General features: G+C 71.3%; 22 protein-coding genes. 4 read left to right on the forward strand and 18 right to left on the reverse strand.

From position 1 onward, the window contains the following. Window positions 1-146 precede the first annotated feature (146 nt). The 11 genes from smc to OG589_RS29645 all read right to left on the reverse strand — a co-directional run bounded on the left by smc (window position 147) and on the right by OG589_RS29645 (window position 12,775). The gene (gene smc, locus OG589_RS29595) at window positions 147-3,827 is read right to left on the reverse strand and encodes a chromosome segregation protein SMC (RefSeq protein WP_405152152.1); all 3,681 of its coding nucleotides are present in this window, start codon (window positions 3,825-3,827) and stop codon (window positions 147-149) included. Window positions 3,828-4,079: 252 nt separating this feature from the next. Beyond that, a complete protein-coding gene (locus OG589_RS29600; RefSeq protein ID WP_262848107.1) occupies window positions 4,080-4,274 on the reverse strand; it encodes a hypothetical protein in 195 nt (64 codons plus the stop codon). 189 nt (window positions 4,275-4,463) lie between these two features. Next, entirely contained in the window at window positions 4,464-4,739 is a 276-nt protein-coding gene (locus OG589_RS29605) for an acylphosphatase (protein ID WP_358555262.1), read from the reverse strand. Between the two features lie 20 nt (window positions 4,740-4,759). Next, window positions 4,760-5,674 (reverse strand): bifunctional DNA-formamidopyrimidine glycosylase/DNA-(apurinic or apyrimidinic site) lyase, encoded by a 915-nt coding sequence (gene mutM / locus OG589_RS29610; RefSeq protein WP_405141093.1) that lies wholly within the window; start codon window positions 5,672-5,674, stop codon window positions 4,760-4,762. Between the two features lie 3 nt (window positions 5,675-5,677). Next, the gene (gene rnc / locus OG589_RS29615; RefSeq protein WP_392838110.1) at window positions 5,678-6,367 is read right to left on the reverse strand and encodes a ribonuclease III; all 690 of its coding nucleotides are present in this window, start codon (window positions 6,365-6,367) and stop codon (window positions 5,678-5,680) included. Window positions 6,368-6,657: 290 nt separating this feature from the next. Continuing rightward, on the reverse strand, window positions 6,658-6,837 hold the full coding sequence (gene rpmF, locus OG589_RS29620; protein WP_189161846.1) for a 50S ribosomal protein L32: 180 nt from the start codon (window positions 6,835-6,837) through the stop codon (window positions 6,658-6,660). A 1-nt stretch (window position 6,838) separates the two neighbouring features. Further along, the gene (locus tag OG589_RS29625; RefSeq protein WP_405141095.1) at window positions 6,839-7,411 is read right to left on the reverse strand and encodes a YceD family protein; all 573 of its coding nucleotides are present in this window, start codon (window positions 7,409-7,411) and stop codon (window positions 6,839-6,841) included. A 48-nt stretch (window positions 7,412-7,459) separates the two neighbouring features. After that, entirely contained in the window at window positions 7,460-7,936 is a 477-nt protein-coding gene (coaD, locus tag OG589_RS29630; protein ID WP_405141097.1) for a pantetheine-phosphate adenylyltransferase, read from the reverse strand. Between the two features lie 3 nt (window positions 7,937-7,939). Beyond that, the gene (gene rsmD, locus OG589_RS29635) at window positions 7,940-8,521 is read right to left on the reverse strand and encodes a 16S rRNA (guanine(966)-N(2))-methyltransferase RsmD (protein WP_405141099.1); all 582 of its coding nucleotides are present in this window, start codon (window positions 8,519-8,521) and stop codon (window positions 7,940-7,942) included. 371 nt (window positions 8,522-8,892) lie between these two features. After that, the gene (recG, locus tag OG589_RS29640) at window positions 8,893-11,076 is read right to left on the reverse strand and encodes an ATP-dependent DNA helicase RecG (protein ID WP_405141101.1); all 2,184 of its coding nucleotides are present in this window, start codon (window positions 11,074-11,076) and stop codon (window positions 8,893-8,895) included. A gap of 91 nt (window positions 11,077-11,167) precedes the next feature. Then, complete coding sequence (locus OG589_RS29645) at window positions 11,168-12,775, reverse strand: DAK2 domain-containing protein (RefSeq protein WP_405141103.1); 1,608 nt, start codon at window positions 12,773-12,775, stop codon at window positions 11,168-11,170. Window positions 12,776-13,194: 419 nt separating this feature from the next. On the opposite strand from OG589_RS29645, the gene rpmB reads away from it, so the two are divergent. Both rpmB and OG589_RS29655 read left to right on the forward strand, forming a co-directional pair. Next, on the forward strand, window positions 13,195-13,380 hold the full coding sequence (rpmB, locus tag OG589_RS29650) for a 50S ribosomal protein L28 (protein ID WP_262848146.1): 186 nt from the start codon (window positions 13,195-13,197) through the stop codon (window positions 13,378-13,380). Window positions 13,381-13,566: 186 nt separating this feature from the next. Beyond that, a complete protein-coding gene (locus OG589_RS29655; RefSeq protein WP_405141105.1) occupies window positions 13,567-14,214 on the forward strand; it encodes a hypothetical protein in 648 nt (215 codons plus the stop codon). Window positions 14,215-14,242: 28 nt separating this feature from the next. Here OG589_RS29655 and thiD read toward each other — a convergent pair whose 3' ends face one another. From thiD to OG589_RS29670, 3 genes are all read right to left on the reverse strand, one after another. Next, window positions 14,243-15,082, reverse strand: a complete 840-nt coding sequence (gene thiD / locus OG589_RS29660; protein ID WP_405141107.1) for a bifunctional hydroxymethylpyrimidine kinase/phosphomethylpyrimidine kinase — start codon at window positions 15,080-15,082, stop codon at window positions 14,243-14,245. 9 nt (window positions 15,083-15,091) lie between these two features. Next, window positions 15,092-16,372 (reverse strand): hypothetical protein, encoded by a 1,281-nt coding sequence (locus OG589_RS29665; protein WP_405141109.1) that lies wholly within the window; start codon window positions 16,370-16,372, stop codon window positions 15,092-15,094. Between the two features lie 78 nt (window positions 16,373-16,450). Then, on the reverse strand, window positions 16,451-17,416 hold the full coding sequence (locus tag OG589_RS29670) for a thiamine-phosphate kinase (RefSeq protein ID WP_405141111.1): 966 nt from the start codon (window positions 17,414-17,416) through the stop codon (window positions 16,451-16,453). 69 nt (window positions 17,417-17,485) lie between these two features. On the opposite strand from OG589_RS29670, the gene OG589_RS29675 reads away from it, so the two are divergent. Together OG589_RS29675 and OG589_RS29680 are read left to right on the forward strand one after the other, a co-directional pair. Next, entirely contained in the window at window positions 17,486-17,719 is a 234-nt protein-coding gene (locus OG589_RS29675; RefSeq protein ID WP_405141113.1) for an Lrp/AsnC family transcriptional regulator, read from the forward strand. 25 nt (window positions 17,720-17,744) lie between these two features. Beyond that, a complete protein-coding gene (locus tag OG589_RS29680; protein ID WP_405141115.1) occupies window positions 17,745-18,206 on the forward strand; it encodes a DUF3515 family protein in 462 nt (153 codons plus the stop codon). A gap of 161 nt (window positions 18,207-18,367) precedes the next feature. Here OG589_RS29680 and OG589_RS29685 read toward each other — a convergent pair whose 3' ends face one another. The 4 genes from OG589_RS29685 to OG589_RS29700 form a co-directional block, all read right to left on the reverse strand. Then, window positions 18,368-19,477 (reverse strand): D-alanine--D-alanine ligase family protein, encoded by a 1,110-nt coding sequence (locus tag OG589_RS29685; RefSeq protein WP_405141118.1) that lies wholly within the window; start codon window positions 19,475-19,477, stop codon window positions 18,368-18,370. Between the two features lie 40 nt (window positions 19,478-19,517). After that, entirely contained in the window at window positions 19,518-20,753 is a 1,236-nt protein-coding gene (locus OG589_RS29690) for a trans-sulfuration enzyme family protein (protein WP_405141120.1), read from the reverse strand. 14 nt (window positions 20,754-20,767) lie between these two features. Further along, window positions 20,768-21,775: an NAD(P)H-dependent glycerol-3-phosphate dehydrogenase gene (locus tag OG589_RS29695; protein ID WP_405141122.1), complete on the reverse strand. Its 1,008-nt coding sequence runs from the start codon at window positions 21,773-21,775 to the stop codon at window positions 20,768-20,770. Between the two features lie 61 nt (window positions 21,776-21,836). Further along, window positions 21,837-22,556, reverse strand: a complete 720-nt coding sequence (locus OG589_RS29700; protein ID WP_405141124.1) for a lysophospholipid acyltransferase family protein — start codon at window positions 22,554-22,556, stop codon at window positions 21,837-21,839. Window positions 22,557-22,577 lie beyond the last annotated feature (21 nt).

Raw genomic sequence — 22,577 nt, forward strand, 5'->3', positions numbered from 1 at the left:
CAGTTTTCCAGACAACCGGCCGTGCTCACGCCCGGGCTCGCCCACGCCGCGCCGATATACCGATATTTACTGATTTACCTATCGGGCCGAACGCCCACGGTCACGCGGTCCTGGGTGCGGCGAACCCGGCGTCAGGTGGCCGGGCGTCAGGCGGTCTCGCGTTCGCGGAGGCGCTGGCTGACCACCTGGGTGACGCCGTCGCCGCGCATGCTCACCCCGTACAGCGCGTCGGCGATCTCCATCGTGCGCTTCTGGTGCGTGATCACGATGAGCTGCGAGCTCTGCCTCAGCTCCTCGAACAGGGTGAGCAGGCGCTGGGTGTTGGTGTCGTCGAGCGCCGCCTCGACCTCGTCCATGACGTAGAACGGGGACGGGCGCGCCTTGAAGATCGAGATGAGGAACGCCACGGCGGTCAGCGAGCGCTCGCCGCCCGACAGCAGGGACAGGCGCTTGACCTTCTTGCCCGGAGGCCTCGCCTCGACGTCGACGCCCGTGGTGAGCATGTCGGCGGGGTCGGTCAGCAACAGGCGCCCGTCGCCCCCGGGGAAGACCCGGCCGAAGATCGCCTCGAACTCGCGGGCGACGTCCTCGTACGCGGCCGTGAAGACCTGCTCCACCCGCTCGTCGACCTCCTTGACGACCGTGAGCAGGTCGCGCCGGGTCTTGCGAAGGTCCTCCAGCTGGGAGTTGAGGAAGGTGTGCCGCTCCTCAAGCGCGGCGAACTCCTCCAGCGCAAGGGGGTTGACCTTGCCGAGCTGGGTCATCTGCCTCTCGGCGACCCTCGCCCGCTTCTCCTGCTCCTCGCGGACGTAGGGCGCCATCTCGCCATCGGCGACGGGAACGGGCTGCTCGGGGCCGTACTCGGAGATCAGGGCGTCCATCTCGACGCCGTACTCCTCCATCGCCCGGGTCTCCATCTGCTCCAGGCGCAGCCGCTGCTCGGTGCGGGCCACCTCGTTGCCGTGCACCCGGTTGACCAGCTTGTCGAGCTCGCCGGACAGCTCGCGGACCCGCACGCGCACGGCCTTGAGCTCGGCGTCGATCTCTCCGCGCGCCCGCTCGGCCTCGTCGCGCTCCTCGGCGGCCAGGGCCAGGGAGGCCTCCAGCACCCCGAGCGCGCGGCCCGCGCCGTGGACCACCACCTCGGCCACCTGGGCCTGGGCGCGGCGCCGCTCCCGCAGAGCCGCCGCACCCGCCCGCTCCTCGCGCTCGCGCCTGGCCGCCCGCATGAGCTGGTCGGCGCGGCCCGCGATGCCCTTGACCCGCTCCTCGGCGGTGCGGACGGACAGGCGGGCCTCCATCTCGGCCTGCCTGGTGACCGAGCAGGCGCTCGCCAGCTCGTCGCGCGTCTCGGTGGTCGGCTCGGCGGAAAGCTCGTCGGCGTACTCGGCCTCGGCCAGGCGCTCCTCCAGCTCGACCACGCCTGCCAGGTCGCGGTCGCGGGCCTCCTCGGCCGCCGCGACGTTCTTCGCCAGCCGGTCGCACTCGTCACGGGCGGCCCTGGCCTGCGCGTCGAGCTGCGCCAGCCGCTTGGCGGCCACGGCGACCCGCTGGTCTGCCTCGCGCTGCCTGCCGCGCACGCGGTCGAGCACGCCCTGGGCGGTGTTCACCCCGGCCTGGGCGGTGTTGACGCCGGTCTGCGCCTGGTTCGCCCAGGCCTGGGCCGCCTCGACGGCCTGCTGGGCGGCGCGTTCCGCCTCGGCGGCCTCCGCCAGCGCGGCGGCCGTGCGCTCGGCGGTGGCGCGTGCCTCCTTGAGATCGGCGATCGCCTGGTCGAGAGCGGTGCGCACCTGCAGCACCGAGGTGCCGCCGCCGGACCCGCCGTGCGCGTAGTAGGCGCCGACCAGGTCGCCGGACCAGGTGACGGCCCGCAGGTCGGGGCGCTCCTCGACGAGCTTCCTGGCGATCTGGACGTCGTCCACCACGACGACGCCGGACAGCAGGGTCTCGACGGCCGGACGGAACTCGTCGGACACGACCACGAGGTCACCGGCCCACGGGTGACCCTCGACGGGAACGGGCCTCGCGACGGCGGCGTCCGAGGCGACGACCAGCCCGGCCCGGCCGGCCTCCTCGGCCCGCAGCAGCTCGACGGCGTCGACGACGGTGGACAGCGACTCCACGGCGACCGCCTCGGCGGCGGCGCCGAGCACGGCCGCGACGGCCACCTCGGCCCCCGCCTGGACGGTCATCATCGTGGCGAGCGGCCCCAGCACCCCGGACAGCCCCGCCGCCATGAGCGCCGCGCCGCCGTCCGCGCCCTGGGAGAGACCCATCTCCAGGGCGTCGCGGCGGGCTTCCAGCGCGGCGACCGCCCGCTGTGCCTCCTGGTCGGCGGCCCTGGCCGTGCCCATGGCCGAGCGCGCCTCGGCGAAGGCCCTCCTCGGTACCTCGACGGCCGCCTTGGCGTCCTCGACGGCGGCCCTGGCCTCCTCGACGGCGGCCTTGGCCTCGGCGACGCCCTGCTCGGCCCGCGCGAGCTCCTCGGCGAGGACCGGGTCGGCGGCGGGCTCGCTGAGCTCCTGGGCGTCGTGCTCCTCCTGGGCCCGCTCGCTGCGCTGCCGTGCCTCGGAGAGGGCCCTGGCCAGGCGCCCGATCTCCTCCTCGGCGGCCCTGGCCCGGCCGCGCACGGCGGCCACCTCGCCCCTCAGCCTGGCCAGGCCCTCGCGCCGGTCGGCCGCCTGCCGCGCCGCCGCCGCGAGGCGCCTCTCCTCGGCCGCCAGGGCGCTCTCGGCCTCGGTGCGCCGCCAGACGGCCTGCTCCAGGATCTCCTCGGTCTGCTCCAGCTCGACCTTGAGTGCCTCCTCGCGCTCGGCCACCTCCGCGGCCTCGCGCTCGTAGTCCTCGGGGTCGCGCCCTCGGCGCTCGATGGAGGCGGCCTCGATCGCGTGGCGGTGCCGCTCGGCGGCCAGGGTCTCGACGCTGTGCAGCCGCTCCTTGAGTGCCGCCAGGCGGTAGAAGGTCTCCTGGGCGGTGGCCAGGCGGGGCTGGGCGGCGGCCTCCGCCGCCTCCAGCTCGCTCTCGCGGGCCTGCCCATGCTCCAGATCGGCCTCGACCTGGGCGCGCCGGGCGCGCACCGTGGCCTCGTCGGCCGCCTCGCGGTCGAGGTGGGTGCGCAGCCGTACGACGTCGTCGGCGAGCAGGCGCAGCCGGGCGTCGCGCAGGTCGGCCTGGATCACGGCCGCCTTCCTGGCGATCTCGGCCTGGCGGCCCAGGGGCTTGAGCTGGCGGCGGAGCTCGTTGGCGAGGTCCTGAACGCGGGTGAGGTTGGCCTGCATGGCATCGAGCTTCCGCAGCGCCTTCTCCTTGCGCTTGCGGTGCTTCAGGACGCCCGCGGCCTCCTCGATGAAGGCCCTGCGCTCCTCGGGGCCGGCGTGGAGCACCGTGTCGAGCTGGCCCTGGCCCACGATGACGTGCATCTCGCGGCCGATGCCGGAGTCGGAGAGGAGCTCCTGGATGTCGAGGAGCCGGCAGGTGTCGCCGTTGATGGCGTACTCGCTCTGGCCGGACCTGAACATCAGCCGGCTGATCGTGACCTCGGTGTAGTCGATGGGGAGCGCGCCGTCGGTGTTGTCGATCGTCAGCGTCACCTCGGCGCGGCCGAGGGGCGGGCGCGAGGACGTGCCGGCGAAGATGACGTCCTCCATCTTGCCGCCGCGCAGGGACTTCGCGCTGTGCTCGCCCATGACCCAGGCGAGCGCGTCGACGACGTTGGACTTGCCTGAGCCGTTCGGGCCCACCACGCAGGTGATGCCGGGCTCGAAGCGCAGCGCGGTGGCCGAGGCGAAGGACTTGAAGCCGCGCAGCGTGAGGTTCTTGAGGTACACGCGCGCCGACCTCCCCGTCTGCTGCGAGATCGCCTGCAGGCCCTCGGGACGATCCCTGCGGGGCACACTACCGGCTCAGGGCCGTTCGAGTGTCGCTTGCGGCGATGCTCAGGCAGGGGGAGGGCGCTTCACCCCGGCTCGAACGTCTCGTAACCGCCTCGGCGAGGAACGAGTACGTAAAGAAAAACCGGGTAAATGACAAGGGACGCCTTTGCGGGGCGTCCCTGACAGTGTGTTGCCGTACCGAACCTCTCAGGTGAGGGCCGGCTCGCGATCTTGCAGACGTGCGAACGCCTCATCGCGCGACTGCGCGGCGAGAGCGTCGTTCTGGGCCTGGAGCCTTGTGAGCTCAGCCTCCAGATCCCGGATTCGCTGCTGGAGACGGCGCATTTCCGAGACCATTCGAGGGTCAAGACCGCCGACGTGGCCGAGTAGAGCCTTCGCCATGGTTAAGGGTCCTCCACGCTGAGTGACCAAACTGGTTCGCGCACTTCTTGCCGCGGGAGGGGTGCGCGTGTTTCCTATCAAGAGTCGCACCGGCAATGGAGGCGGTCAAGTTGAACGCTCCCCATGAATGCACCAATGGGCACTCCCGACATGTAAATGTACCCTATTTAGGGGGTTTAAGGGAAGCGCCTACCGCTCCACAAATCCACCAAAACCACCGCGAACCGGTGACCAGCGCTCCACCACAGCATCTACCCGCCCCGGAGCGTCACCACCCCTGAGCAGGGCAAGAAGCTTCTCGCAGGCCTCACGGGGCCCCTCGGCGACCACCTCGACCCGCCCGTCGGCGAGATTCGACGCCGATCCGACCAGGCCGAGCTCCAGCGCCCGAGAACGCGTCCACCAGCGGAAACCCACGCCCTGCACGCGCCCGCGCACCCAGGCGTTGAGACGTATGTCACTCATGCCCGCATCAGGAGCCTCGGTCATGCCCGGACCCGGGGTTGACAGCGGGGGCAGCTGTAAGAGGACCTGTTCATGAACGCCTCCCGCAGGACGGGCCCGCCGCAGCGGGCGCACGGCTCGCCCTGCCTGCCGTACACGTTGAGCGACCGGTCGAAATAGCCACTCTCACCGTTGACGTTGACATAGAGGCTATCGAAGGACGTGCCGCCCTGGCCGAGCGCCTCGCCCATCACCCCGCGCACCGCCGCCAGCAACTCGTCGATCTTCCGCCTGCTCAGGGAGCGGGTCGGCGTGCCTCCGTGCAGCCCGGCCCGCCACAGCGCCTCGTCGGCGTAGATGTTGCCGACGCCGCTGATCAGCGACTGGTCGAGGAGCGCCCGCTTGATCTCGGTCTGCCTGGCGCTCAGCCGCGTCGCGAACACGTCGTCGTCGAACGCCTCTTCGAGCGGGTCGGCCGCGATGTGCACGATGGGCTCCGGCACGGGGCGGCCGAGGGGCACCAGCGAGGCGATCAGCAGGTGGCCGAAGGTGCGCTGGTCGACGAACCGCAGCTCGGGGCCGCCGTCGTCGAAGCCGAGCCGCACCCGCAGGTGCTTCTCGGCCGGAGAGCCGGGGTCGGCCACCAGCAACTGCCCGCTCATCCCCAGATGGGCCATCAGGGCGTCCGAACCACCCAGGTAGTCGTTCGCCCCAGGGGCGCCTGAAACGCCTTCTGAGGGGCTCTCGGCGTCGCGGAGGGGCATCCACAGGTACTTGCCCCGGCGCTCGGCGGAGACCAGCGTGCGGCCCGCCAGCCTGCCGGCGAACTCGGCGGCTCCGGGCACGTGCCTGCGGATCGCGCGGGGGTGCAGGACCTCGGCGTGGGTGATGGTGCGTCCGGCCACCCAGCGCGAGAGTCCGCGCCGGACGACCTCGACCTCGGGCAACTCGGGCATGGGCTAGGTGGTCGCCTTCTCCAGCTTTTCCTGGGCGTCGCTGCGGGCGCGGATGGCGGTCCACGCGGCCTCGGCGGCCTGCTGCTCGGCCTCCTTCTTGCTTCGGCCGGCGCCCGAGCCGAACTCCTGCCCGCCGACCCTGACCACCGCGGTGAACGACTTGGCGTGGTCGGGCCCGCTCTCGTCCACGTGGTACTCGGGGACGCCGAGCATCTCGGAGGCCGTGAGCTCCTGCAGCGAGGTCTTCCAGTCGAGACCCGCCCCGAGCGAGGCGGAGCGCTTGATCAGCGGGTCGAACAGCAGGTGGACCACGCGGAACGCCTCGTCCAGCCCCTTGTCGACGTAGACGGCGCCGATCAGCGCCTCCAGGGTGTCGGCCAGGATGGAGGACTTGTCACGGCCCCCCGTGCCCTCCTCGCCCCGGCCGAGCCGGGTGAAGCGGCCCAGGTCGAGGGCGCGGGCCACGTCGGCGAGCGCGCGCATGTTGACCACCGCGGCCCGCAGCTTGGCCAGCTGGCCCTCGGGCAGGTCGGGATGGCCGCGGAACAGGGTGTCGGTGACCACCAGGCCCAGCACCGAGTCGCCCAGGAACTCCAGGCGCTCGTTGGTGGGCAGGCCACCGTTCTCGTACGCGTACGAGCGGTGCGTCAGCGCCCGCTCCAGAAGCGCGTCGTCCAGACGGACGGCGAGCACCCGCTCAAGCTCGTCTCTGGCGACCTCTACGGCGATCGGCTTTCCACCTGCGGCCACGTCTCCTCCTCGGACGGGAATCTCCGGCCGTCACGTAGCACGTCACGACCATGGTCGCGATGGCGGATGGAACGCGGGAAATGCCCGAAAACGTGGTGGACGCCGGGAGATTGCGGCAACCCCGGCGCCCACCACGGTCGCGGGCGAACCGCCACCGCACGCCTTGGACGGTGGACGGTCGTCCCGGCCGGATGCGGGGCATCCGGCCGGATCACCGGCCACCGCAGGCGTGATCAGGCCGACGGCTCGATGACCTGTCGGCGGTTGTAGGTGCCGCAGGTCGGGCATGCCACGTGCGGCAGCTTCGGCGACCGGCACTGGTTACAGCTCACGAGCGCGGGCGCGGCGGTCTTCCACTGCGCGCGGCGGGAGCGGGTGTTGCTCCGCGACATCTTCCGCTTGGGGACGGCCACGTCAACCCTCCGGGTCATTGTTGTTATCGGATTTCAGGCCCTGCAACGCCGCCCAGCGGGCGTCGATCTTCTCGTGCCGGTGGTCCGGGCCGGCTTCCGCCAGCTTGGCCCCACACTCCACGCACAGCCCGGGGCAGTCATCACTGCAGACCGGGCTCAACGGCAGTGCCAGCACCACCGCGTCGCGAAATGTCGGCTCGAGATCGAGGAGTTCACCGTCGAGGAGTGAGTCGTCCTCGGCGGCGTCTTCCGCCGAGTAGAAGAAGAGCTCCTGGAAGCCGACCTCGATCTGCGAGGTCAACGGATCCAGGCAACGCGAGCACTCTCCACTGAGGGGAGCCCTCGCCGTGCCCGTGACGAGCACGCCTTCCATCACTGCCTCGAGCCGCATGTCCAGCTCGATTTCGGCGTCCTTGGGAACGCCGATCATGCCGACGGAGAGATTCACCGGAGCCGGGAGGGAACGGGAGGTCTCGCGCATAGAACCCGGTCGCCGACCCAGATCGTGGGTAGAAATCACCCAGGGGGCGCGGGGGTCGAGGCTATGCAGCGTCTTCCTGCTCTCTTGAGGCATGGCGAATCACCGCCGTCGTACAAGGCCGATGAGAAAGAATACCAGGACTTAGCCGCGCAGCCGCTCGACGAGCATCTGGTGCACGAGATCGGGCACGAGTCCGGACACGTCCCCACCGTACCTCGCGATCTCCTTGAGCCTGCTCGACGACAGGAAGGAGTACTCCGGGTTGGTCGACATGAAGAGCGTCTCCACGCCCGACATCCGGTAGTTGAGCTGGGCCATCTGTAGCTCGTAGTCGAAGTCGCTGACCGCGCGCAGACCCTTGACGATGGTCGGGATGCCCTGCTGCTTGCAGAAGTCGACGAGCAGCCCGTAGAACTTCTCCACGCGCACGTTGCCGTACTCCCGCGTCACCGCCTCGAGCGTCGCGATGCGCTCGTCCACGGTGAACAGGCTCTTCTTCTCAACATTGATCAGCACGGCGACCACGACCTCGTCGTACAGGCGCGACGTCCGGCCGATGATGTCGAGGTGACCGTTGGTGACGGGGTCGAAGGACCCCGGGCAGACGACACGACGCAAGGCTTACCCCCAGTTTGACTGGTTCCCGGCGGCGCGACCGTACCAAACAGACGCTTCGCCATAGCGACGGACCCTCTCCTCTTCGAATCCGGAGGGCCAGACCAAGTCCTTCCCCCGTGACTCGCGCTCCACCGCGACCAAGGCGTCCTGCGCGAGCCACCCGTTGTCGCGGAGCGCTTCGAGCACCTGGAGGACCACCTCGTCCTTGACGGCGTAGGGAGGGTCGGCGAACACGAAGTCGTACGGCTCCGGGCACGCTCCGGCGACCACCCGCTCGACCCTGTCGCCCACGACGACGGCCCCCGGCAGCCCGAGCTCGGAGATGTTCGCCTTGATCGTGCGCGCGGCCTTCGCGTCGGACTCCACCAGCAACGCGTGCGCCGCCCCCCGCGAGAGCGCCTCCAGGCCCACCGCGCCGGACCCGGCGTACAGGTCGAGCACCCTGGCGCCGTCGAGCGGCCCGAGGAGGGAGCCGACGGAGGAGAACAGGCCTTCCCTGGCGCGGTCGCTCGTCGGCCGCGTGGCACGCCCTGGCGGGACGGCGATGCGCCGCCCCCCGGCGGTTCCTGCGATGACTCGGGTCACCCGCCCATTCTCGCTGCTCGCCGCGCCTTCCGAAGCCGCAAGGTCAAGAGTGGCCAAGTGTCGGCGACGAATGCGCAAGGGTCGTTCCCCACCGCCGTCCGAACCCACATGATGAGTTCTGCGGCCTTCATGGTGACCCAGGGGAAGGCCGACCGGCGTGATCGTGAGCCCTTCCGCGCGCCGGTGCCCTCGGCACCTGACCCGAGGGTGGGCCCAGCCGGGGACGGCATTCGGGGGGAGGCCGTCCCAAGGCTGGGCCCTGGGTCATTCTCATGACCCAGGGCGGCGCCCTGAGCTGACCCAGCCCTCTCCCACCTGCGGCCACCTGGTATCGAACCGAGAACCAGGCCACGCCCAGGTGTTCAAGCGTGTCAGGCCTTTTCCAGGTACTCGGCGCGGTCGTCGCCGAGCAGCCTGTCGATCTCGGCCTTGAGCGCGGGATGCTCCTCCAGCTCCGGGTCGCCCGCCAGGAGGCTCGCGGCCTCCTCGCGCGCGTCCCTGATGACGTCCTCGTCGCGGAGCAGCCGCAGCATCTTGAGCGAGGATCTGCGCCCGGACTGCGCCGCGCCGAGCACGTCGCCCTCGCGCCGCTGCTCAAGGTCGACCCTGGACAGCTCGAAGCCGTCGAGCGTGGCGGCCACCGCGTCCAGCCGGTCGCGTGCCGGGGTGCCCGCCGGGAAGTCGGTGACGAGCAGGCAGAGGCCGGGCAGCCCTCCACGGCCCACCCGCCCGCGAAGCTGGTGGAGCTGGGAGACGCCGAACCGGTCGGCGTCCATGATCACCATGACCGAGGCGTTGGGGACGTCCACCCCGACCTCGATCACGGTGGTCGCGATCAGCACGTCGATCTCGCCCCGCGTGAACGCGCGCATCACCCCGTCCTTCTCGTCGGGGGGCAGGCGTCCGTGCAGCACCTCGACGCGCAGCCCGCCCAGCGGCCCGCCCGCGAGCATCGGGGCGATCTCCAGCACGGCGAGAGGCGGGCGCCGCTCCTCCTCGGACTCCGGCGCCGCGTCGCCCAGATCGCCCTCGTCGCCCTCCAGGTCGCCGATGCGGGGACAGACGATGTACGCCTGGCGGCCGAGGCCGACCTCCTCGCGGATGCGCTCCCAGGTGCGCTCCAGGAAGTGGGGCTTGTCGGAGGCGGGCACCACGTGGGTCGTGATCGGCGCGCGGCCGGAGGGCAGCTGGGTCAGCGTGGAGACCTCCAGGTCGCCGAAGACGGTCATGGCGACCGTGCGCGGGATCGGGGTGGCCGTCATCACCAGGACGTGCGGACGGCCGCCGCCCGCCTTCTCGCGCAGCGCGTCGCGCTGCTCGACGCCGAAGCGGTGCTGCTCGTCCACGACGACGAGCCCCAGATCGGCGAACTGGACGTGCTCCTGGAGCAGGGCATGGGTGCCCACGACGATGCCCGCCGCGCCCGACGCGGCGTCGAGCAGCGCCGCCCGCCGGCCCGCGGCCCCCATCGAGCCGGTCAGCAAGGTCACCGCCGTGCCGCCGAACATGCCCCCCGTGCCGAGGTCGCCGAGCATGCGGGTGATCGACCTGTGGTGCTGCTGCGCCAGGACCTCGGTGGGCGCCAGCAGGGCCGCCTGGCCGCCGGCGTCGACGACCTGGAGCATCGCGCGCAGGGCCACCACGGTCTTGCCCGCGCCGACCTCGCCCTGGAGCAGCCGGTGCATGGGGTGATCGCGCGCCAGCTCGGCCGCGACCTCCTCGCCCACCTCGACCTGGCCCTCGGTGAGCTGGAACGGGAGCCGGCCGTCGAAGTCGGCGAGCAGCCCGCCGTCGCGGCGCGGGCGGGGCGTCGCGGGCCACGCGGCGGCGGCCTGGCGGCGCTGGGCCAGCACGGCCTGGAGCACGAACGCCTCGTCGAACCTCAGCCGCTTGCGCGCCCGCGAGATGTCACCCTGGTCGCGCGGCCGGTGGACGGCCTCCAGCGCGTCGGCCAGGCCGGGCAGCCGGTGACGCGACCGCAGCTCCTCGGGGAGCGGGTCGGGAAGCGGGCCCAGCGTGTCGAGCACGATGCCGATCGCCCTGCGGATCACCCAGGACGTGATGCCGTTGGCCGCCGGGTAGATCGGGACGGGCGCGGCGGCGAACTCGGCCGCCGAGGAGTCGCTCTCCTCGAAGAGCTCGAACTCGGGGTGGTTGAGCTGCCACTTCGCCCGCTCGCCGCGCCCGAAGCGCCCGACCTTCCCGGAGAACATCGCGCGCGTGCCGGCCTTCAGGCGGCCCTCGATCACGTGCGAGACCTTGCCGAAGAACGACAGGTAGATCGTGTTGCGCCTGCCGTCGACGACCTCGACCTCCAGCCAGGTGCCCGCGCGGTTGCGCATGGGCTTGCGCATCAGGCGCGAGACCTCGCCCACCACCGTCACGTGCTCGTCGACCTCGAGGGCGTCGAGCGCGGTCAGCTCGCCCCGCTCGGCGTACCGCCGGGGGTAGTGGCGCAGCAGCTCGCCGACCGTGGTGATGTTGAGCGAGCTCTCGAGCGGCTTGGCCGTCTTGGGGTCAAGCGCCTTGATGAGCGGCTCGTCGAAACGCGTCACGTCACCAAGTTCTACCGCTCCCGGCCGACAAGGACACCATGCTCACCGTCCACGAGAACGCGCCCTGCCCCGGCTCCCGGGGGTGGGCGGGTCATTCGACGCCGATCAGGAGGGGGTAGCCGCCCTGGCCTCCTTCGTAGGCGACGACCTCGATGTCCGGGCGTACCGCGTCGAGGTGGTCCTTTACGGCCCGGGCCAGCCGCGCGTCGGCGTCGACTCCCATGATCAGGGTCACGAGCTCGCTGCTGACCGAGAGCATGCGGGAGGTGATCTCCACCGCGATGTCCTCCACTGCCGAGCCGATCAGGGCGACGTCGCCGTCGATGACGCCCAGCACGTCACCGGGACGGCACATGCCCGCGCTGGTCATGGCCTCGCGGTCGGCCACCCAGACGTGGCCGTGGCGGGTGTGGCCGGCGGTGTCGGTCATCGCCACCACGTCGTCGTCGAAACGGCGCAGCGGGTCGTGCACGGCGAGCGCCGCGAGGCCCTGCACGGTGCCCTTGGTGGGCAGCACGCTGACGACGACGCCCTCCTCGCGGGCGATCTCGGCGGCTGCCACCGCGACCGCGTTGACCCCGGTGTCATTGGGCAGCACGACGACCTCGGTGCCCGCCTCCCTGATCGCGGCCAGCACGGCCGCCAGCGAGGGGCTGGAGCCCGGCTCGCGGCGCACCACCACGGCCCCGGCCTCCCGGAACAGCCTCGCGATGCCGTCACCGGCCGCGACGGCGACCACGCCCCGGCCGTCCCCGGCGCGATGGGTGCGCGCCGGGGCCTCCAGGTAGACGACCTTGAGGCGGTACGGCCGCCCGGCGCGCATCCCGGCCTCGATCGCGGCCCCGGCGTCGTCCACGTGGACGTGGACGTTCCACAGGCCGTCTCCCCCGACCACCACCAGTGAGTCGCCGAGGCCGTCGAGCTCCTCCCGCAACCCGGCCACGGCGTCCTCGCCGGCTTCCAGCAGGTACATCACCTCGTACCCGGGGCCCCGCGCCACCTCGGGCTCGAACTTCGCGGCCGGCGCGGGCACGTCGTACCGATCGGCGTAGGAGTCGGTGACCACGGCGGCCAGGCTCTCCATGATCACCGTGAGGCCCGCGGCGCCGGCGTCCACGACGCCGTTGCGTGCGAGCACGTCCAGCTGGCCCGTGGTGCGGCCGAGCGCTCCCCGGGCGGCCACCGCCGCCTTCCTGGCGACCTCGGCCAGCTCGTCGGAGGCGTCCTCCACGGCACCCGCCACCGCGCTGAGCACGCTGAGGACGGTGCCCTCGACCGGCCTCGCCACGGCCTTGCGCGCCATCTCGGCCGCCCTGACCAGCCCTTCCCGCAGGTCACGGCCGCCGCCCTTGGCGTGCTTGAGCACCTCGGCCATGCCTCGCAGCGCCTGGCTGACGATGACGCCGGAGTTGCCCCTGGCTCCGAGCAGGGCCCCCTGGGCCAGCGTGCGCCACGTGCTCTCGGCGTCGGCGTCCTGCGGCAGCCCGTCCAGCGCCTCGGCGGCCGACAGCATGGTCAGGTGGAGGTTCGTCCCGGTGTCGCCGTCGGGCACGGGGAAGACGTTGAGCGCGTCGATCTCCGCGCGTGCGCGCCCGAGGACGTCGGCGCACAGCCGGGACCAGCGGCGCACCGCCTGGGGATCGAGGATCTGGAGCGACTCGTGGACGCGCTCACCGGCATCGGGGGGCTCCGTGGGCATGCGGCTCCTTCCTCCTGCGCGGGCGCCTCCCGCGTGTACATGAGACTTCCCGGCATGCTCATCCGAGTACACAGAGCCTCGGGTGGATTTCCGCTGGGCACGGGTGCGCCCGTCGAGCTCGCACGCCGGGAACGGGCTCACGTCGCTTCACACGCCGGGAACGGGCTCAGATCGTTTTCACACGCCGGCGAACACGATGAGCACGGTTCCCGTCGGGTTCGCACGCTCGCGAACACGGGGTCTCCGGGGATGCGCTACGGTTGGTGCTACGAGATTATCTTCCGTTCGCCGGTTCCCCCATTTGGCGTGCACCGGGCAACATCGGATAGCCTCGTGTGGCCAGCCGGTTGTCCCGGCATGCCCGACCACCGCTTCTACCTCGGTTTCGGGCCTATTGACTGATCTAAGGAGCGATGACCGTGGCTTCCGTCTGCGACGTTTGCGGCAAGGGGCCGACTTTCGGCAACAACATCTCGCACTCGCACCGCCGCACCCGCCGCCGCTGGAACCCGAACATCCAGCGTGTGCGCGCCATGGTGGGCAGCACGCCGAAGCGGCTGAACGTGTGCACCTCCTGCATCAAGGCGGGTAAGGTCACCCGCTGACCTGAGCTTCCAGAAAGCCCGCCGCCCATCAAGGACGGCGGGCTTTCTGCGTGCCCGGCGTGATCCCAGAGCGCCCGCCTCCGCCTCACACGAGCCATCCGAGACCGTGGCGCGGGGCCTGCCGGGCTTTCGTGGTCGGTGTTGATCTCAAGGCGTGGCGCGGGGCCTGCTGGGTAGCTTGTTCTCGTGCTGAATCCGCCCGTACAACTGAGCGTGAACGCCTCCACCGGCCAGAAGGTCACGGTCTCGGTCATCGCGCTTCTCTTCCTGGCCGTGCTCGGTGGCATCGCCGGTGTGGCCACCCTCGTCCTCGGGGGCCCCGCGCCCGATTTCCCGGACAGCGGGTCCATGGATACGCCGTTCGACGGGTTCCCCGGTGCCGGGGTCAAGGTGCTCTTCGCGGTGATCGCCGTGCTGATGGTGGGGTTCGTCGGCACCATGGTGCTCGGTACGTACCGGCGGCGCGCGGTCCTCAGCGGCACCGTGCTGGAGGTTCGCGGCCTGCTCGGCAGCCGGCGGGCCGACCTCGCGACGGCGCGCGTCTGGATCGACTCAGAGCCGGAGTACGTCAGGAACCCCCATGGCGAGGGCACGATCCCCACGGGGCGCCGCGTGCCGCACCTGGTGGCCGAGGACCCCGGCAACGGGCGGAGGATCCGGCTCCGCCTCCACAGCATGGCCCGCACCCTGCTGCCGCCACACGAGCTGAACGCCCTGGCCAACGCCGTCGAGTCGGGCACCCGCGCCGGGTCGGACGTGGACGCCTCCCAGGCCGCCGACACCGCCACCCTGCTCCGCCGCCTCGCCGACGACCCGATCGCCCGCCTCCTCTGACCGGCCACGGCCGTGCGGGCGTACGGGGTCAGCGGAGGCGCCAGGCGTGGTCTACCGGGCCGATGCCGGCGCCGAGGGGGAAACCGTGGGCGATGGCGCCCGTGACGTACTCCTTGGCCCTCTCGACCGCGCCGGGGACCTCCTCGCCCAGCGCGAGGTACGACGCGATGGCCGAGGCCAGCGTGCACCCCGTGCCGTGGGTGTGCCGGTTGTCGTGCCGCTCGGCGGAGAAGCGGTACTCGCTGACGCCGTCGGTGAGGAGGTCGACCGGCGGGCCAGGGAGGTGGCCTCCCTTGATCAGCACCCAGGTGGAGCCGAGCTCCAGCATCGCCTCGGCCGCCGGGCGCAGCCCGTCCTCGTCCTCGACCTTCACCGAGGTGAGCTGCTCGACCTCCCAGAGGTTGGGGGTCACCACGGTCGCGACGGGCAGCAGGCGGGACGCGAGCGTGTGCACGGCCTCGGGCGCAAGCAGTGAGTCGCCGTGCTTGGAGACCCCCACCGGGTCGACCACCACAGGCACGTCCACACCGGCCAGCACCTCGGCGACCACCTCGACCAGCTCAGGGGACGCCAGCATGCCGGTCTTGACGGCCTGGGCGCCGATGTCGCCGAGCACCGAGTCGAGCTGGGCGCGCACCGCCTCGGCGGGAAGCTCCCAGTAGCCCTGGACGCCGAGGGAGTTCTGCGCGGTGACGGCCGCGATCACGCTCATGCCGTGGACGCCGAGCGCCAGCATCGTCTTCAGATCGGCCTGGATGCCCGCGCCTCCGCCGGAGTCGGAGCCTGCGATCGTCAGCACACGGGGAGGAGTCACCCACCCATCAAACCAGGACGGCGCGGCCCCCACCGCCACCGCCCATCCGCCCATCCGGGTGGGTCACCGTCCGGGTTCCACCTGGGGTGGGTCGGCCACCTGGAGGCGGCAGGTGCCGCCGTTGAGCTCGCAGCCGTCGGGTGGCGTGGAGTCGCCCTCCGCGACGAACGAGATCACGGCCACCTCGTTCCTGCCGAGCGCTTCGGCGGAGCTGAGGACCAGCGTGTCGCCCTCCTGCGTCCACTCGGCGCCGTCGGCTCCGGTGACGATGCCGCCGACCGGCACTCGCAGGCTCCAGCCGTCCAGCGTGGCTCCTGTGTTGGTCACCGTGAGCCGGCCGCTGTAGCCGGTGTCGGTCACCTCTGACACGCCGAAGTCGACCGCCACCCTGCCCGGCGAGATCAGCGGGTCGCCCTCGTCCGCCAGTGGCGTCGCGTCCGGGGAGGCGGTGTCGGTCTCCTCGATCGACGGGACGGGCTCGGGAGTGTCCCGAACGGTCCGGCTGGGCCTCGGGGTGGGGGTGCGCTTACGGTCCGGCGTGGGGCGCGTGGAGGCGACCGGTGTCCGCCGGTCCGGGGTACCGCTGGTGCCGGCCGACGGCTTGGCCGACCTGGACGCGCTGGGGGACTCGGATTCGGTGCCGGACGGGTCCGGCGTGGTTCCGGACTCCGTGGGTGCGGGCGACGTGCTCGCCGGGGGCTTGCCCGGGGCGATGGCGGCGCATGCCTGGCCCGAAGGGCAGTCCGGGGCACGCCTGAGTTCGAGCTGCGACGAGGAGAGCTTGACGCCGATGACGACGGTGCCGATGGCGGTTACGACCGCCACCGCCGAGAGCGCCATGAGTCGGCGCCCCCGCCAGAACCGCGTCCGGTTGGTCCGGTTGGTCCGCGCCCTGCTCCCCCGCTTCTCCGGGCCGGGGGCGAGCAGGGTGTCCGCACGCTCGGGCCGTATCCGCGGCGGCTCCGCGTCCGGGAACGCGTCTTCTCCCTGCGGCCAGGCCTCCGGCTCCGCGACCGCCCCGGCGGCGGCCTGCTGGACACCCTGTGAACCGGTGTCCCAGCCCGCGAGGTGCTCTGTGGGGGCGGGAGCGGCGGTCCAGCCGTCAGGACGTACGGGGTCCGGTGAGCCGGGGTTCCAGGCGTCGTCAGGGCGTGCCGGCTCAGGCGGAGTGGAGGGGGTGTGGGGTGGGGTGGGTGGGTCGAGCCAGGCTGGGCCGCTCGCGTCGGCCAGCCACTCCTGGGTGCCACGCTCGTCGTCCTGCCATCCCGAACCCCCTTGCCGGCCCGCCCACTCGGGGTCGGATTCCCGGTCTCGGGATGACTTGTGGCGTCGTCCCCGTCCCATGAAGCGCCTTCCTTGTAGAAACCACGGCGCCACACTTCATAACACCTTCAACACTTCTTTGTCACAATTTTCACCTTATTAACGGAAGTGATCCCAGCCACCCTGAGTCTCAGCATGGCCTCTGACCTGCACACCTTCCCCCTCGGCGACCCGGCCGATGACCCGCCACTCCGGCGGCAGCCGTACCTCCGCAGGGAAGGCCGCCACCAGCGCGTGATCGTCGCCTCCCGTCAGCACCCACCGCAGCGGGTCCTCCCCCAGCTCACCCGCGGCGGCGGCCAGCTGTTCCGGTACCGGCAGATCCTGGGGCTCCAGCTCGACGCGCACGCCGCTCGCCTTGGCGATGTGCCCCACGTCCTGGAGCAGCCCGTCGCTGACGTCGACCATGGCCGTGGCGCCGAGTACGGCGGCCCCGGGCCCGCAGCCGTACGGCGGCTGGGGACGTCGATGGGCGTCCACCAGTTCGGGGTAGGAGAGCTCCTCACGGCCGGAAAGGAGCAGCGCGAGCCCGGCCGCCGCGTGGCCGAGCCGGCCCGCCACCGCGACGACCTGGCCAGGACGGGCCCCCGACCGCGTGACGGGGGCACGCCCGCCAAGATCGCCCAGTGCGGTCACCCCCAGCACGACCTGCTCGGATCTGGCGATGTCGCCCCCCGCAACGCTTGCGCTGACAAGTGCGCATTCGTCCCCGAACCCGTCGGTCAGCCCGTCGAGCCACGCCGTCGGAAGGTCCTCAGGCAGCCCCAGGCCGACGAAAATGGCCGTAGGATCGGCACCCATCGCCACCACGTCAGAGAGGTTCTGCGCTGCCGCTTTTCGCCCGATGTCGTACGGACTGGACCAATCACGACGGAAGTGTCTACCCTCAAGTAGGAGATCCGTCGTCACCACGACTCGTCCATCGGGGGCCCGAAGGACCGCGGCGTCGTCGCCGGGGCCGAGCAATACCGCCGGAAATTGTGGCAAGCGTCCGACAATACGTGCAATGATCCCGAATTCACCAAGATCTGCGACTCTGATAGCACACCTCCAGGTGTGTTGCATGTACGGTGGCGATTCGGCACTGATCTAGCTACGGACTGATACAAAGCTTCGCCCCCGCGGGAGGACGTGATGGTGCAGGCCTACATCCTTATCCAGACAGAAGTTGGCAAGGCCGCCGAGGTCGCAGGCGCGATCGCGGTCATCCCGGGTGTAACCCAGGCGGAGGACGTCACCGGCCCGTACGACGTGATCGTTCGTGCGGAGGCGAGCAACGTCGACGACCTCGGCAAGCTCGTCGTCGCGCAGATTCAGGCCGTTGAGGGAATCACGCGTACCCTTACCTGTCCGATAGTCCATATCTGAGCGTCGACAACTTTCGGGGGGAGCCGTGGTCCGGGTCGTCTTGGCCGCGGCGGCCTTGGCGCTGCTGGCGGGATGCGGCGGGGCCGTCAGGGTCGATCCCCCCACGCCGCAGGGCGCCACGGCGACCGCCTGCTCCAAGCTGAACGATCGGCTGCCCCACACTCTCGACGGCGCGGAGCGCGTCCCGTCCGAACCCCGCTCGCCGTACGTCGCGGTGTGGGGCGGGGCCGAGATCGCGCTCCGCTGCGGCGTGCACCGGCCCGTCGCCATGGATCCCCTCCAGCAGGTTCCGGAGATCAACGGGGTCGCGTGGTTCGCCGACCCGGTGAGGCCGGCCCTGTTCACGGCGATCACCCGCGACGGCTACATCGAGGTGACGATCTCCCGCAGGCACGAGACCGCCGGGGTGCTCGTCGACCTCGCCGACCCGATCAAAGCGGCCTTCCCCGTCGAATCTACGCAAGCGCCTGCAAGCCCCGCGTCCTGAACCCACGCAAACCCCCGCAAGTCCCCGCAGCCCTACGCCCTGAACCCGCATGCCCCACGCCCTGAACCCGCAAGCCCTTGCGCCCTGAACCCGCGAATCCCGCGTCGTGGACGCGCGACACGAACGCCACGCGCCCACGAGGGCGACTCAGCGGGCGCGACTCACCGCAGGCCCACGGGACGGTTCAGCGCCAGCTGGATCAGGCGGTCGACCAGCTCCGCGTACGACACGCCAGAGGCGGCCCACAGCTGCGGCGCCACGGACATCGCCGTGAAGCCCGGCATCGTGTTGATCTCGTTCAGTACCAGGCCGCCCGCCGGGGTGTAGAAGAAGTCGACGCGGGACAGCCCCTCGCATCCGAGCGCCTCGAACGCCCGTACGGCCATCTGCCGCAGCTCCTCGCTCACCGCCTCGGGCAGATCGGCGGGCACCGCGAGCGACATGTCGGAGCCGATGTACTTGGCCGAGAAGTCGAAGAACTCGTGGTTCTCGTTGACCAGCACCTCTCCGGGGTGGCTGGCGGCCGGCGGCTCGTCTCCGAGGGACTCGAGCACCGCGCACTCGATCTCGCGACCCTCGATGGCCGCCTCGACGAGGACCTTCGGGTCGTGCTCGCGGGCGAGCTCGATCGCGCGCTCCAGCTCCTCGAAGTCCCCGGCCCGGGAGATGCCCTGGCTTGATCCCGCGCGGGACGGCTTGACGAACACGGGCCAGCCGAGCACCTCGACGTCCTTCATGACGCGCTCGCGGTCGAGGCGCCAGTCACGGTCGCGCACCACGACGTACGGTCCGACGGGGAGCCCCGCGGCGGCCAGCAGCGCCTTCATGTACGCCTTGTCCATGCCGACCGCGCTCGCGAGCACGCCCGAGCCGACGTAACGCACCCCGGCCATCTCCAGCAGGCCCTGGATGGTGCCGTCCTCGCCGTACGGGCCGTGCAGCATGGGGAACACGACGTCGACCTGGCCGAGCGACCCGGGGATGCGCCCGGCGTCGAGCGCCACGATGGACCCGCTGTCGGACGGCAGCGCGAGCGAGGTGCCGCTGGCGTCCACGGCGGGAAGCTCGCCGCCCTCGATCTCGAACCTCTGGTCGTCCGAGGCCAGCACCCAGCGCCCGTCCGGCGCGATGCCGATCGGGACGACGTCGTATTTGGACCGGTCGATGGCCGACAGGACGCTGCCCGCGCCCATCAGGGACACCGCGTGCTCGGAGTTGCGCCCGCCGAAGACGACCGCCACACGAGGCCGGGATTCATGCTGATGGCTCATGATGCACGAATCTACCTTGCGCCCCTGTCGTCCCTGCTTGTCAGGTACGGGTGGCGGTGTTCGAACGCAGCGCGTCGAGTGCCTCCGTGACGTCGGCGATGAGGTCCTCGGAGTCCTCAAGGCCGATGGAGAAACGCACGGCGCCCGCGTCGATGCCGGAGGCGGTGAGGGCCGCCTCGTCGAGCTGCCGGTGTGTCGTGGAGGCCACGTGGGCGACCTTGGTGTGCGTGCCGCCGATCGAGGTGGCGATGCGCGCGAGCCGTACGGCGTCCGCCAGCATGACCCCCGCCTCGTAGCCGCCGTGCGGGGTGACGGTGACGCACGCGCCGTACCTGGTGCCCTCGGGGCCGGAGTCGAAGAGCTGGCGGGCGAGCTGGTGACCCGGGTGGTCGGCCAGGCCGGGGTAGTCGACGCGGCGCACGGCGGGATGCTTGGCCACGGCGGCGGCGAAGACCATCGCGGTCGCGCACATGCGGCGCACCCGCAGGGGCAGCGTCTCAAGGCCCCGGCGCAGCAGGAACGCCTCGTCCGGCGAGAGGGTGCCCCCGGTGTCGATGCGGACCTCCCGGATCTGGGAGATCAGATCGGGACGGCCCACCACGGCCCCGCCCGTGCAGTCGTCGTGCCCGCCGATGTACTTGGTGGCGGAGTGGATGACCAGGTCGGCGCCGTGCTCCAGAGGACGGCACACCACGGGGGTGGCGAAGGTCGAGTCGACCACCAGCAGCGCGCCCGCGTCGCGCGCGATGCGGTAGAGCCCCCGGATGTCGGCGACCGTCATCGTGGGGTTGCTCAGCGTCTCCGCATAGACGATCTTGGTCGAGGAGCGCACGGTGGCGTGGACGCGGCGCAGGTCGGAGTAGTCCACGAAGTCCACCGACACGCCGAAGCGCGCCAGCACGTTCGACAGCAGCGAGTACGTGCCGCCGTACACCGGGGCGGGCGCGACGACGTGGGAGCCGGCGCGCAGGAAGGTCATGAGCACGGCGCTCACGGCCGCCATGCCCGACGAGAACGCCTGGCCCGCGACGTCCTCGGGGGCGGCGGCACCCTCCAGCGAGGCGATGCCGGAGGCGAACGCCGCCACGGTGGGGTTGTCGATGCGGCTGTAGGCGAAGCCGGGGACGCGGTCGCCGACCACGTCGGCGTACTCGGCCGAGCTGTCGAAGCTCCAGGCCGCGCTGCGCCACACGGGCAGCCCGATGGGTAGCTGGCGGGGGACGGGAGCGGGCGGCAGGTGGACCGCCCGGGAGTTCTCGCCGAGTCTCCTGCGCATACGTCGAGAGAATGTCACACGCCGTACCGTTCGGGCTTGGGAGTTCGCGACATGAGCAGCGTCGCGGCCTCGCTCGGGGTCATTCCGTCGTGGACGACGCCCACCACCACCTCGGTGATCGGCATCTCCACGTCGTGCTTCCTTGCCAGGTCGAGAACCGACTCGCAGGACTTGACCCCCTCGGCGGTCTGCCTGGTGGCGGCGATGGTCTCGGCCAGGGTCATGCCCCGGCCGAGATTCTCCCCGAAAGTGCGGTTCCTCGACAACGGGGACGTACAGGTCGCCACGAGGTCGCCCATGCCCGCAAGGCCGGCGAAGGTGTGCGGGTCGGCCCCGAGCACCGCGCCCAGCCGTGAGATCTCGGCCAGGCCGCGCGTCATGAGGGTGGCCCTGACGTTGTCACCGAGCCCCATGCCCGCCGCCACCCCCACTGCGAGGGCGATGACGTTCTTCACGGCGCCGCCGAGCTCGACCCCCACCACGTCGGCGTTGGTGTAGGCGCGGAACCACGGCAGGTGGCAGGCCTCCTGCAGGCGACCGGTGACCTTGTCGTCCACGCTGGCGACCACCGTCGCGGCCGGCTCGCGCCGGATCAGCTCGCCGACGAGGTTCGGCCCCGACACGACGGCCACCCGCTCGGCCGGGACGCCCGCGACGTCGCAGATGACCTCGCTCATGCGCTTGGAGGTGCGCAGCTCGATGCCCTTCATCAGGCTGACGAGCACGGCGTGGTCGGGGATGTGCGGGGTCCAGGCGGCGAGGTTGCCCCGCAGGGTCTGGGACGGCACGGCCAGGACGACGAAGTCGGCGCCCTCCATCGCCTCGGCGGGGTCGGTGGTGGCGCGCAGCGACGAGGGGAGCCGCACCCCGGGCAGGTACTCGGGGTTCTCGTGCCTCCGGTCGACGGCCTCCACCACCTCGGCGCGCCGCCCCCAAATCGTCGTCGAGGTGCCCGCCTCCGCCAAGATCATCGCGAAGGTGGTGCCCCACGAACCGGTTCCGAAAACGACTGCCTTGGTCATCTGTTCACCGTACGCTCACCGCACCGTGCCGGACCGGCGCTCACCACCGGACGGACCGCGGTCACCCGGCGCGGCTCTCGACCTGGTCGAAGGGGGCGTCGGGGGCCTTCTCGCCGCGAAGCTCGGAGAGCTGGGCGGTGATGGCGGCCATGATGTCGGCGGTCGCCTCCTTCAGCACCTTGCCGCGCATCGGAAGGCCCTCGTACTTCGAGAGGTCGACCGGCGGCCCGGCGAGCACGCGGAAGGTCTTGCGGGGGAACAGCCTGGGCTTCTTCTGGCCGTACGGAAGGATCTCCTGCGCGCCCCAGTGGGCGATGGGGATCACCGGGACGCCGGTGGCCAGCGCGAGCCGGGCCACGCCCGTCTTGGCGGACATCGGCCAGAACTCGGGGTCGCGCGTGATCGTGCCCTCGGGGTAGAAGATCACGCACGAGCCGTCCCGCAGCGCCTGCTCGGCGTCCTTCAGTGAGCGCGCGGCGTCGGTGCTTCCGCGCTGCACCGGGATCTGCCTGCACTTCCTGATGATCGCGCCGATCACGGGGATGTCGAACACCCCGGACTTGGCCAGGTAGACGGGCCAGCGGCCGTTGTCGTAGGCGTAGTGCGCGAACAGCAGCGGATCGCTCCACGACAGATGGTTCGCCGCGATGATCACGCCGCCGGTGCGCGGCAGGTGGGCGCGGCCCCGCCAGTCGCGCTTGGTGAAGAGATACAGCAGCGGTTTGACGATCGCCACGACTAGGGCTTCCCAGGGGATGGGCGGACGTCCGGGGCGGCTCATTGACTCCTCCAGTCATGCCTG

Origin of the sequence: Sphaerisporangium sp. NBC_01403, from assembly GCF_045040145.1 — a bacterium.
Lineage (GTDB): Bacteria > Actinomycetota > Actinomycetes > Streptosporangiales > Streptosporangiaceae > Sphaerisporangium > Sphaerisporangium viridialbum.